Below are 11860 nucleotides of genomic sequence, written 5' to 3' on the forward strand. Positions count from 1 at the left end.
CGTCACCTCCTGGGACGTTTCTTCGGGTTCCGGGGTCAGCTGGTGCCGAGACCGGCGTCGTCGACGGCGGGTGCGCCCTCGGCCGCGAGGACCTTGTTGAGGAGTTCCAGGTCGTAGATGCCCTTCAGGTCGGGCCGCTCGAGCAGGCCCGCGTTCACGGCGTGCTCCGCCTGGGTGCCGAGGGTGGCGGCCAGCGGGTCGTCGGTGAACCGGATCGACTCCCACGCCGGGTCCAGGACGTCGGCGGGCAGCGCCTTGCCGGAGTCGGCCGCCAGCTGTTCGTTGGCGGCGGCCTTGGCCTCGTCCGGGTGCTCGTTGATCCACCGGTTGGTGGAGACCGACGCCTCGAGCACCGCCTCCACGGCCTTCGGGTGCTTCTCCAGGAACTCCTGGCGCACGACCAGGTTCGTGATGACGAACTTCTCGTCCGGCCACAGGGAGGCCTCGTCCAGCAGGACCTTCCCGCCCTCGGCGACCAGCTTCGACGCGGTGGGCTCCGGTACCCACGCGCCGTCGACCGACCCGGCCGCGAAGGCGTCCGGGGTGACCTTGTTGTCGCTGCGGACGACCGTGACATCGCCCTTGCCGCTCTGCGCGTCGACCGTCCAGCCCTGCTCGGCCGCCCAGTCGAGGAACGCCACGTCCTGCGTGTTGCCGAACTGCGGGGTCGCGATCCGCTTGCCCCCGACGTCCTCCAGGGACTTCACCCGGTCCGGGTTCACCACCAGTTTCACCCCGCCGGACGCCGAACCGCCGATGATCCGCAGGTTCCTGCCCCGCGACTTCACCCAGCCGTTCACGGCTGGGGACGGCCCCATCCAGGCGATGTCGACGGAACCGGAATTGAGCGCCTCGATCGCGGACGGCCCCGCGTTGAACACCGCGTACCGTGCCTCGGTCGCGCCGAGCTCCTCCTGGAAGAAGCCCTTCTGCTTGCCCACCAGCGCGGTCCCGTGGGTCAGATTGCCGAAGTGGCCGATCCTCACCGTGTCGAGACCGTCGGTCTTCCGGGCCCCGGCGGCGATCTCGACGCCGGGATCCTCCTTGGCCCGGGAGCCGTAGCCGCAGCCGGCCAGGACCAGCAGGACGACCAGCGCGGTCGTCGCGGCGAACGCGCGGCGCGGGGTGGCGGGGAAGGCAGACACGGGAGGTGTTCCTCTCGGTGGCCCGGCTCTCACGTACTCGGCTGGTCGTACTCAGCCGGCCGTGTCCGGGGGATCGGCGGGTTTTCGGCGGTGGCGGCGGTGGACCAGGGCGGCACGCGAACGGTGCGCGCGCTCCCGGTGCGCCGGGAGCGTCACCCGCATCGCGCGACCCCGCCCTGCCCGCTGCCGAGCTGCCCGCCGCCGATCCGGCCGCCCTCCTTGGCGAAGGTGGCGAAGACGTCGGTGGCGGGGGCACCGGCCGGTTCGCGGGCCGGGACGCGGAGGTGACGCATCGTCAGAAGTCCCATCCGCCGTCCTCGGCCGCGTCCTTGACCGGGGCCGGGGCGGCGAAGGACTCGCCGGCCATGCCCGCGGTGAGCGTGGTGCCGTCGCTCGGGTCGATCAGGATGAACGAACCGGTGCGCCGCGAGTCCGCGTACGAGTCGGCCGGCAGCGGCTCGGCGGTACGGATCTTCACCCGGCCTATGTCGTTGGCGACGAGCCTGCCGGGGTGCGGGTGCAGCGACAGGTCGTCCAGCGTCAGCCGGGCCGGGATGTCCTTCACGACCGCCTTGACCGTCCGGGTGCCGTGCTTGAGCAGCACCCGGTGACCGACCGTCAGCGGCTGGTCGGCGACATGACAGACGGTGGCCTCGACGTCCTGCGTGGTGGCCGGCGCGTCCTTGCTCGGGACGAGCAGGTCCCCGCGGGAGATGTCGATGTCGTCCGCCAGCAGCAGCGTCACCGACTGCGGCGTCCAGGCCGCCTCCACGGGCGTGCCCAGCAGGTCGATCCCGGTGACCGTCGTGGTCCGGCCGGACGGAAGCACGGTCACCTCGTCGCCGACGCGGAACGTGCCCGCGGCGATCTGGCCGGCGTACCCGCGGTAGTCCGGGTGCTCGGCGCTCTGCGGCCGGATCACGTACTGCACGGGCAGCCGGGCGTGGCAGTGCGCCAGGTCGTGGCCGACCGGCACCGTCTCCAGGTGCTCCAGCACCGTCGGACCGCCGTACCAGTCCATGTGCGCCGACGGCTCCACCACGTTGTCGCCGACGAGCGCCGAGATCGGGATCGCGGTGACCTCCGGGACGCCCAGCTCGGTCGCGTACGCCGTGAACTCCTCGGCGATCCGCGCGAACACGGCCTCCTCGTAGTCCACCAGGTCCATCTTGTTGACGGCGAGGACGGCGTGGGGCACGCGCAGCAGGGCGGCGATGGCCGCGTGCCGCCGGGTCTGCTCGACCACGCCGTTGCGGGCGTCGACGAGGATGACGGTCAGCTCCGCGGTGGAGGCGCCGGTGACCATGTTGCGGGTGTACTGCACATGGCCCGGCGTGTCGGCGAGGATGAACCGGCGCCGCGGCGTGGCGAAGTAGCGGTACGCCACGTCGATGGTGATGCCCTGCTCCCGCTCGGCCCGCAGCCCGTCGGTGAGCAGGGCCAGGTCGGGAGCCTCCTGGCCGCGGCTCGCCGACACCCGCGCCACGGCCTCCAACTGGTCGGTGAGGACCGACTTGGAGTCGTGCAGCAGCCGGCCCACCAGGGTGGACTTGCCGTCGTCGACGGAACCGGCGGTGGCGAACCGCAGCAGGGTGGTCTCCGCGAGCGCCTCGCTCGTGATCGTGCTCATGTCTAGAAGTACCCCTCGCGCTTGCGGTCTTCCATCGCGGCCTCGGAGAGCTTGTCGTCGGCGCGGGTCGCCCCGCGTTCGGTCAGCCGGGAGGCGGCGATCTCGGTGATCACCTTCTCGATGGTGTCGGCGTCGGAGTCGACCGCGCCGGTGCAGGACATGTCGCCCACCGTCCGGTAGCGCACCTGCCGCTTCTCGACACTCTCGCCGTCCTTCGGGCCGCCCCACGCGCCGGCGGTCAGCCACATGCCGCCCCGCTGGAACACCTCGCGGTGGTGGGCGTAGTAGATCTCCGGCAGTTCGATGTTCTCGCGGGCGATGTACTGCCACACGTCCAGCTCGGTCCAGTTGGACAGCGGGAAGACCCGGACGTGCTCACCGGGCGCGTGCCGGCCGTTGTAGAGGTTCCACAGCTCGGGCCGCTGGCGGCGCGGGTCCCACTGGGAGAACTCGTCGCGCAGCGAGAACACCCGCTCCTTCGCACGCGCCTTCTCCTCGTCCCGCCGGCCGCCGCCGAACACGGCGTCGAACTTCTCGGCGGCGATCTTCTCGGTGAGCGGCACCGTCTGCAGCGGGTTGCGGGTGCCGTCGGGGCGCTCGCGCAGCACACCGCGGTCGATGTAGTCCTGCACGGAGGCGACGTGCAGCCGCAGCCCGTGCCGGGCGACCGTGCGGTCGCGGTAGTCGAGGACCTCGGGGAAGTTGTGCCCGGTGTCGACGTGCAGCAGCGAGAACGGGACCGGCGCCGGCGCGAAGGCCTTCAGCGCCAGGTGCAGCATCAGGATGGAGTCCTTGCCGCCGGAGAACAGGAGCACCGGGTTCTCGAACTCGCCGGCGACCTCGCGGAAGATGTGCACCGCCTCCGACTCGAGGGCGTCGAGGTGGGAGAGGGCGTACGGGCCGGCCGCACCGCCGGTGCCCTCGTCGCCGGTCGTGACCGTGGCCACGGTTGTCATACCAGTCCCCTTTCGCTCAGCAGGGCGTGCACCGCCGCGGCGGATTCCTGGACGGTCTGGTGCTGCGACTCGATGCGCAGATCGGGAGAGACGGGAGCCTCGTACGGGTCGTCCACGCCGGTCAGCCCGGTGAGTTCGCCCGCGGCCTGCTTCGCGTACAGGCCCTTCACGTCGCGTACGGAGCACACCTCGAGGGGGGTCGCCACGTGCACCTCGACGTACGACGTGCCGTTCGTCTCGTGCCGCCCCCGGACCGCGGCCCGGCTGTCCGCGTACGGCGCGATGACCGGGACGAGCGCGGTGACGCCGTTGCGGGCGAGCAGTTCGGCGACGAATCCGATGCGCTGCACGTTGGTGTGCCGGTCCTCGCGGCTGAAGCCGAGGCCCGCGGAGAGGAACTCGCGGATCTCGTCGCCGTCGAGGAGTTCGACCCGGCGGCCCTGCTCGCGCAGCCGGGCGGCCAGTTCGTGGGCGATGGTGGTCTTGCCTGCGCTCGGCAGACCTGTGAGCCAGACGGTGGCTCCGGTCGTCACGTCGGTCTCCTGGTTCGTAGAGGGCGAGGCGGGCCCGGTGCGGGGCCGCGAAGGCGTGGAGGGCTCGGTCATGTCAGCCGTGCAGTCCGCACTCGGTCTTGCCGCGGCCCGCCCAGCGGCCGGCCCGGGCGTCCTGGCCCTCCAGCACCCGGCGGGTGCAGGGGGCGCAGCCCACCGACGCGTATCCGTCCGTCAGCAGCGGGTTGGTGAGCACGCCGTGCTCGGCGACGTAGGCGTCCATGTCGTCCTGGGTCCAGCGGGCGATGGGGGAGATCTTCACCTTCCGCCGCTTCTCGTCCCAGCCGACGACCGGGGTGCCCGCCCGGGTCGGGGACTCCTCGCGGCGCAGCCCGGTCGCCCAGGCCAGGTACCCCCGCAGGCCCTCCTCCAGCGGCCGCACCTTGCGCAGGGCGCAGCACAGGTCGGGGTCGCGGTCGTGCAGCCTCGGCCCGTACTCGGCGTCCTGCTCGGCGACGGTCTGTCGCGGGGTGAGTGTGATGACGTTGACGTTCATCACGGCCTCCACGGCGTCCCGGGTCCCGATAGTCTCCTCGAAGTGGTACCCGGTGTCGAGGAACACCACATCCACGCCGGGCAGGGCGCGGGAGGCGAGATGGGCGACCACCGCGTCCTCCATGGAGGAGGTTACGCAGAAGCGCCCGCCGAAGGCCCCGGCGGCCCACCGGAGGATCTCCAGGGCGGAGGCGTCCTCCAGGTCGCGGCCCGCCTGCTCGGCCAGCGCCTTCAACTCGTCGGTGGTGCGCTCTTCCTGAACCGCCGTCATGTCCGTTCCCCTCCTGTGCCCGTGCCCGTGCCTGTGCCCGTGCCCGGGTCCGGCCGGTCGAGCCCCTGGGCGAGCAGCCCGAGGAACTTCAGGCGGAAGGCCCGGTTGCACGCCCCGCACTCCCAGGCCCCGTGCCCCTCCTCACCGGGGCGCAGGTCCTCGTCGCCGCAGTACGGGCAGTGGAACGGCGCGGCGCGCTCGCTCACGACAGGGCCTCCGCGTCCGCGCGGGCCGCCCACGTGGCGAACCGCTCGCCGTCCTCGCGCTCCGCCTCGAAACGCTTCAGGACCCGCTCGATGTAGTCCGGCAGTTCGTCCGAGGTGACCTTCAGGCCGCGCACCTTGCGGCCGAAGGACGGGTCCAGGCCGAGCGCGCCGCCCAGGTGCACCTGGTAGCCGCTGACCTGCCGGCCCTCGGCGTCGGTGACCAACTGCCCCTTGAGGCCGATGTCCGCGGTCTGGATACGGGCGCAGGCGTTCGGGCAGCCGTTGATGTTGATGGTGAGCGGCTCCCCGAAGTCGGGCAGCCGGCGCTCCAGTTCGTCGATGAGGTCGCTGCCGCGCTCCTTGGTCTCCACGATGGCGAGCTTGCAGAACTCGATGCCCGTGCAGGCCATCGTGCCGCGCCGGAAGGTCGACGGCCTGACCCGCAGGTCCAGCGCCTCCAGGGCGTCGACGAGCGAGTCCACCCGGTCCTGCCGCACGTCCAGGACGATCATCTTCTGCTCGACCGTGGTGGACACCCGTCCCGAACCGTGGTCCTCGGCCAGCGCGGCGACCTTGGTGAGCAGCGAGCCGTCCATCCGGCCCACCCGCGGCGCGAAACCGACGTAGAACCGGCCGTCCTTCTGGCGGTGCACCCCGATGTGGTCGCGCCACTGCTGCGCGGGCATCACCGGCGCCGGGCCGTCGGCCAGCCTGCGGCCCAGGTAGTCGTCCTCCAGGACCTGGCGGAACTTCTCCGGCCCCCAGTCGGCGACCAGGAACTTCAGCCGCGCCCGGGTGCGCAGCCGCCGGTATCCGTGGTCGCGGAAGATGGAGATGACGCCCTCCCACACGTCGGGCACGTCCGCCTCGGGCACCCAGGCGCCCAGCCGCACCCCGAACTTGGGGTTGGTCGACAGACCGCCGCCGACCCACAGGTCGAAGCCGGGGCCGTGCTCGGGGTGGACCACGCCGACGAAGGACACGTCGTTGATCTCGTGGGCGACGTCCATCAGCGGGGAGCCGGAGACGGCCGTCTTGAACTTGCGCGGCAGGTTGGAGAAGCGCGGGTCGCCGATGTACCGGCGGGCGATCTCCTCCAGCGCCGCCGAGCCGTCGACGATCTCGTCCTCGGCGACCCCGGCGACGGGGGAGCCGAGCATGCCGCGCGGGGTGTCGCCGCAGGCCTCCGTGGTGGACAGGCCGACCGCCTCGAGCCGTTCCCAGATCGCGGGCACGTCCTCGATGCGGATCCAGTGGTACTGGATGTTCTGCCGGTCGGTGATGTCGGCGGTGCCGCGGGCGTACGTCTCGGCGATCTCGCCGATCACGCGCAGCTGCTCGGTGGTGAGCCGTCCGCCGGTGATGCGGACCCGCAGCATGAAGTACTGGTCCTCGAGCTCCTCGGGCTCCAGCACACCGGTACGGCCGCCGTCGATCCCGGGGCGGCGCTGCGTGTACAGGCCCCACCAGCGCAGCCTGCCGCGCAGGTCGTTGGGGTCGATCGAGTCGAAGCCCCGCTTCGAGTAGATCGTCTCAACACGTGTCCGTACGTTGAGACCGTCGTCGTCCTTCTTGAACTGCTCGTTGCCGTTGAGCGGGGTGAAGTGCCCCGCGGCCCACTGGCCCTCTCCGCGGTGGCGGCTCACCTTGCGGCGGGGGGTCGCGGCGGCAGGGTTCTGCGGGCTGGCGGCCATGGTTGATACGCCCTTCGGGACAGACGGGGATACGGCTCTGAACCGCGCATGACGGTGCGCGGCGCGTCATTGCACGGGAGTTCGGTGGAGCGGGGAGGAACCGGAGGGAACCGTGTGGTACCGGTCGGGGTGGACCGGAGCGGACCGAAGGAGAGCTGCCGGGTGCTGCTGAACGTGCTCTCAGTGCGCCGGACAGATGGCGCTGGACATGCGGCCGAGGTCGACGTGCCGCCGACTCACCAAGGCGATTCCCGTTCCAGGCATGACGGAAGCGTGTCACGGAGATCTGGACACAGTCCAGCTTCGTCCATGATGCGGACGCCTTCGTCTCGGCATGGGAGACGTGGGTGGTTTTGGTCACAGGCGGCGCGGGCGGTCTTGTCCGTGCAGCTCAGGAGGGGTACGTGCCGGGGACGCGCACGAGCGCGGGCAACGGGGACGTGGCGGGGGAGCGACGGACGGGGCGGCGGAGGTGACGGACGGCGTCCCGCCGGGTGGTGCGGGTGCGGCCGGTCGGGGCGCCGGAACCGGCGGGTCGGGGACGGCGGGTCGGGGACGGTGGCGCCGGCGGTCCGGGGGTTCGGCCCTCCCGGCAGGGCGCCTTGCGGGCCGCCGCCTCCGCGGAGATCGCCGAGGGCCTCGCACCGGAACGCGCAACGCTTCGTCTCCCGCACCGCGACGCGGGACGTGGCCGGGGAACGGTGATCAGGCCGGGTGCGCTCCCGGCCACGGGCCCGGGGCGGCGACCTCGGGCTCGTCCTCGACCCTGGTGTCGAACAGCCGGAATCCCCGCCGCCGGTAATTGTCCATCGCGTGCTCGCCGTCCTTGCTGCACGTGTGCAGCCAGACCCGCGCGGTCGGCTTGCGCCCCGGCCAACGCTCCGCCAGATCCCAGGCCCGCGCGACGCCGTAGGACAGCAGGTGCCCGCCGATGCGCCGGCCCCGGAAGGCGGGGAGCAGCCCGAAGTGGACGATCTCCACGACCCCGTCGTCCTGCGCCTGGAGCTCCACGTACCCTGCGGGGGTCCCCCGTTCGTACGCCACCCAGGTCTCCGTGCCCGGCCGCTCCAGGTGCTCCAGCCACCGCGCGTACGTCCAGCCCAGCCGGTCGGTCCACCGGATGTCACCGCCGACCGACGCGTACAGGAAACGGCTGAACTCCGGGGACGGCACCTCGGCGCGCACCACCCGTACGTCGCCCTCCGGCACGGCGGCCGGCAGGAGATCGGTGGGCGCGGTCTGCTCCAGGGACCAGGTGGTCACGGCGACGGTCGTCATGCCGGAAAGGGAACCATCCGGCGCGGACACCTGTCGAGTGCCCGGTCCGTGCGGTGCGGGCAGCGGCAGGCCCCTGGCCGGGTACAGCCGCCGGGTTCAGCGGCCGGGATCAGTCCAGCGAGCCGTCGACGGAGGTCAGGGGCAGGGCGAAGAGCATGCGGCCGGACTGGGACCACACCTCGCCGGTCTCCTGCCAGTAGGACAGGGACGCCGACGCGCCGCTCCAGCAGCGGTGCGTCTGGTCCGCCCCGCACCGGGTGGGCCGGGCCCCCTCCGTGTCCTGCCGCCACAGCGTCCCGCGCTCGTCCGACGTCCCGGTCACCCGGCCCAGGTACCAGTCCGACCCGTGCGACAGCACACTGCGCACATGGGTCAGCTCCGTCTCGTACGCCGCGGCCGGGTCCACCTTCAGCAGCGGGTCCGTGGCCAGCAGTCCCGCACGGGCCTCGCCGTCGTCGAACGCGTACCGCCACAGCCGGGTCGGCCCGTCGTGGTCCTCGGTGACCGCCTCGTGCGCGACCAGGCTGTCCGGCGCCGTGCTGCGGTCCAGGGAGATGCCGCCCGGCTGCGGGGCGGCCGCGTCGGCCGTCCGGTAGGCGGCGACGGCGGGCAGCACGTACCGCGCCCCCGCCGCCGACCAGCCGCCGGGTACCCGCCCGACCGTCGAACCGCCCACGGTGGCCCGCTGGACGCGGTCCACGTCGTACACGTACAGCGCGCTGCCGTCCCCCCGCCCGGCGGTGACCAGCAGCTTGTCCTGGTACCAGACCATGCCCGTCACGGGGGAGACCAGCCCGCGGTAGTCCTGGCCCCCGGAGACCGGGACGGCGAGCTGCGCCCAGGTGTAGCGGAGGTCGTCGGGGTCACCGGCGTCGATGAACGCGACCCGCGCGAGTCCCTGCCCCGCGCCGGCACCCGTCACGGCCGGGTCCTGCGCCGCGGTGCCGTCCGCCTCGGTGCCGCCCTGGCTCCAGGCGGAGAGCACCACCCGGTCCGGGCCCCAGTGCCCGTCGTCGTCCGCGTCCCCGGAGGTGGTGACGGCGCCGGGACGCCAACCCTCGACGTCGGCGCCGTCCCAGCAGTACGCGCGGGTGGCGGCGGGCTCCAGAGGCAGCCCGCGCCGGTCCTCGTCCGTACAGGATTCCGCGTCGCGCAGGGAACCGTCGGTGTCGTCGAGCACGGCCCCGACGCCGACGGGCCGCCCCATCTCGGAGGAGAGCCGGTCGAGCCACTTCGGTGGCACACGGGTCTCGGACAGCCGCAGCGGTGAGGTCTCGGCGGCCCCGGTGAGCGGCTTCAGCGCCCCGGGGTCGTCGGCGTCGGTGGCCTGCGACGTGCTGATCATGGTGGCCGCCGCGGTGAGCGCGAGCGCGGTTCCGGCCAGCGTCGCCCGCAGCGCCTTGCCCCGCCTGCGCCGACGGTGTCTGCCGCGATGCTTCATAACGTCCTCCCGAGGCGAGCCAACTGCGTCCGGCGATCCGACCGTTGACCTTCCGACCGATGACCGTCGACCGTGGAGCAGGTGAGGGTGGCCCGTGGAGCGATGTTACGGCAGACAGCCCCGCAGGGGGTGGAGACCCCGTACATCCGCAGAACGAGCGGCCCGGCCACGGTGATGTGCCGTGCCGGACCGTCAGGGCCCGGACTTTCCGGGCCGGGTGCCCGGTGGACTTTCCGGGCCGCGGTGCCGGCCCTCTTCCGGTGGCGGGTGCCGGCGGCCGTCGCCCAGCGCCGGGGCCGTCGGGTGCGGCAGCAGGTCACGCGGGTCGTCGCAGGGGGTGGAGACCCCGTACATCCGCAGAACGAGCGGCCCGGCCACGGTGATGTGCCGTGCCGGACCGTCAGGGCCCGGACTTTCCGGGCCGGGTGCCCGGTGGACTTTCCGGGCCGCGGTGCCGGCCCTCTTCCGGTGGCGGGTGCCGGCGGCCGTCGCCCAGCGCCGGGGCCGTCGGGTGCGGCAGCAGGTCACGCGGGTCGTCCGGGAGCAGGACGTCGATGTCGGCGCCCTCCGTGAACCGGTACGGCCGGTGCTCCAGCAAGCCGCCCAGATAGCGCCGCACCCTGGACGGCTCGGCGCGCACCGTCACCGTACGGGCCGGGTCCCCGAACACGTCCTCGGCCAGGCCCGCGGCGCTGCGGCCGGCCCGCTGCACGGCCAGCAGGTACAGCAGTTCGGCATGGCGGGGGCTCAGTCTCCGGGACCAGGAACCCGCGCCGCCGGACACCTGCAACGACGCGCCGCGCGGCTCCCGCAGATCCAGCACGACGCGGCTGGCCGCGCGGGACACCGGCCCGTCCGCCGCCCGCACCAGCCAGCCCCCGGCCAGCGGCTCCAGGGAGCACCGGCCCAGCGTCGGCAGCCACCGCGTCCCGGCCGACACCGCGTCCGGCAGCGCCAGCCGTCTCGTGTACGGCATGCCGGTCACCGCGGCCGTCCACCCGTGCCGGTCCACCACAAGGGCCCGTCCGCCGACCCGGGCCAGCACCGGCGCCGCCACCGACCGCAGCCGTTCCAGCGACTCCAGGTGGTGTTCCCGGAGCCGGGCCTCGGCGAGCTTGGCCACCGAGCCGACCCAGGCCAGCGTGGACGGATGCATCGTCTCCAGCGGCCCGCTCACGTCCACCACGCCGATCAGCCGCCCGTCCCGCGGATCGGTCAGGGGCGCCCCCCGCACAGGTCCAGGCGGCGTGCGACCGTACGAAGTGCTCGGCGGCGAACACCTGCACCGGCCGCCGGGTCACCGCCGGGGTGCCCACACCGTTGGTGCCGACGACGTCCTCGCGCCAGTCCGCGCCCACCGTGAAACCGAGGGCGTCCGCCTTGCGCAGGACCGCCGGGCTGCCCTCCCGCCACAGCACCCTGCCGTCCGCGTCGGCCACCACCATGATGTGACGGGTGGCGTCCGCGCACGGCAGCAGCCCTTCCCGTAACACCGGCAGCACATGCCGCAGCGCCGAACCCTCCCGCCGCCGCTGCACCTCCGCGCGGGACAGCAGCCCGGCCCGGGCGTCGTGGTCCGGGTCGACGCCGCTGCGCAGCACCCGCTCCCAGGACTCCTCGATCACCGGCCGGGGCGCCATGGGCGCGCGCTGCCCGGAGAGCGTCGCGGAGCGGACCTCGCTCAGCAGCCTGGCCGCGCGCGTCGTGTCCACGCCGGCCAGATGCCTCACGTCCATCGGCGAGAGCGGCACTGGTCCTCCCGGGGAAAGACTCGGAGGGACAGCACACGGCCCACCGGCCGCGCCCCCGAGATCCGTTCTGGCTGTCGTCGGTCCGTAGTGCCGTGCGTCCCCGGCGGGACCGTTCACCACGGACACAGACAGCGGCACGTTGCAACCCCCTGCAACCCTGGCGGACCGGCCCGCGCTGTTCGAAACTTGAACGACGCCGTCCCGAGCGGCGTCCACGGCTCCAAGGGGCCTGTGCGGCGGGGGTGGTGCCGTGTCGGCGCAGCACCACCCCCGCGTCACCACCGGGGTGCCGTGCGAGGGCGTCAGAACCGGTCCGTACGAGCCGGGCTGTCCGGGCAGGAGCGTCCCGGCCCGGGCGTCCGCCCGATCCGCCACCGGAGAGCTGCCGACGGACACCTGCTGTCGTCTCGCACCCGCTGTCGTCTCGCACCTGCTGCCGCCC

11 protein-coding genes and 1 pseudogene are annotated in these 11860 nt (G+C 73.1%); all 12 read right to left on the minus strand.

Translation table 11 applies throughout. The features are described from left to right. Positions 1–35: 35 nt before the first annotated feature. Positions 36–1145, minus strand: coding sequence for an aliphatic sulfonate ABC transporter substrate-binding protein (locus tag TU30_RS03145; protein WP_042164217.1), 1110 nt, complete (start codon positions 1143–1145; stop codon positions 36–38). Positions 1146–1297: 152 nt separating this feature from the next. After that, on the minus strand, positions 1298–1453 hold the full coding sequence (locus TU30_RS33565; protein WP_158719297.1) for a hypothetical protein: 156 nt from the start codon (positions 1451–1453) through the stop codon (positions 1298–1300). Beyond that, positions 1441–2775, minus strand: a complete 1335-nt coding sequence (locus tag TU30_RS03150) for a sulfate adenylyltransferase subunit 1 (RefSeq protein ID WP_042164219.1) — start codon at positions 2773–2775, stop codon at positions 1441–1443. The genes TU30_RS33565 and TU30_RS03150 overlap by 13 nt, the downstream gene beginning before the upstream one ends. Positions 2776–2777: 2 nt before the next feature. Continuing rightward, the gene (gene cysD / locus TU30_RS03155; RefSeq protein ID WP_042164221.1) at positions 2778–3731 is read right to left on the minus strand and encodes a sulfate adenylyltransferase subunit CysD; all 954 of its coding nucleotides are present in this window, start codon (positions 3729–3731) and stop codon (positions 2778–2780) included. Continuing rightward, positions 3728–4264: an adenylyl-sulfate kinase gene (gene cysC / locus TU30_RS03160; protein ID WP_042164224.1), complete on the minus strand. Its 537-nt coding sequence runs from the start codon at positions 4262–4264 to the stop codon at positions 3728–3730. The genes cysD and cysC overlap by 4 nt, the downstream gene beginning before the upstream one ends. 73 nt (positions 4265–4337) lie before the next feature. Further along, positions 4338–5048: a phosphoadenylyl-sulfate reductase gene (locus TU30_RS03165; protein ID WP_042164225.1), complete on the minus strand. Its 711-nt coding sequence runs from the start codon at positions 5046–5048 to the stop codon at positions 4338–4340. Continuing rightward, positions 5045–5254, minus strand: a complete 210-nt coding sequence (locus TU30_RS03170) for a hypothetical protein (protein WP_042164227.1) — start codon at positions 5252–5254, stop codon at positions 5045–5047. Before TU30_RS03170 ends, TU30_RS03165 begins: the two co-directional genes overlap by 4 nt. Beyond that, positions 5251–6948 (minus strand): nitrite/sulfite reductase, encoded by a 1698-nt coding sequence (locus tag TU30_RS03175; protein WP_042164229.1) that lies wholly within the window; start codon positions 6946–6948, stop codon positions 5251–5253. The genes TU30_RS03170 and TU30_RS03175 overlap by 4 nt, the downstream gene beginning before the upstream one ends. A gap of 180 nt (positions 6949–7128) precedes the next feature. Further along, complete coding sequence (locus TU30_RS38165) at positions 7129–7212, minus strand: putative leader peptide (RefSeq protein ID WP_350328477.1); 84 nt, start codon at positions 7210–7212, stop codon at positions 7129–7131. Between the two features lie 441 nt (positions 7213–7653). Next, positions 7654–8226 carry a GNAT family N-acetyltransferase gene (locus tag TU30_RS03180; protein ID WP_042164232.1) on the minus strand — a complete coding sequence of 191 codons (573 nt, stop codon included), beginning with the start codon at positions 8224–8226 and terminating at the stop codon, positions 7654–7656. Between the two features lie 109 nt (positions 8227–8335). After that, a complete protein-coding gene (locus TU30_RS03185) occupies positions 8336–9667 on the minus strand; it encodes a hypothetical protein (RefSeq protein WP_042164234.1) in 1332 nt (443 codons plus the stop codon). A 400-nt stretch (positions 9668–10067) separates the two neighbouring features. Then, a pseudogene (locus TU30_RS03190) lies at positions 10068–11403 on the minus strand (GAF domain-containing protein). Positions 11404–11860 lie beyond the last annotated feature (457 nt).

The organism is Streptomyces sp. NBRC 110035, assembly GCF_000829695.1.
GTDB lineage: Bacteria > Actinomycetota > Actinomycetes > Streptomycetales > Streptomycetaceae > Streptomyces.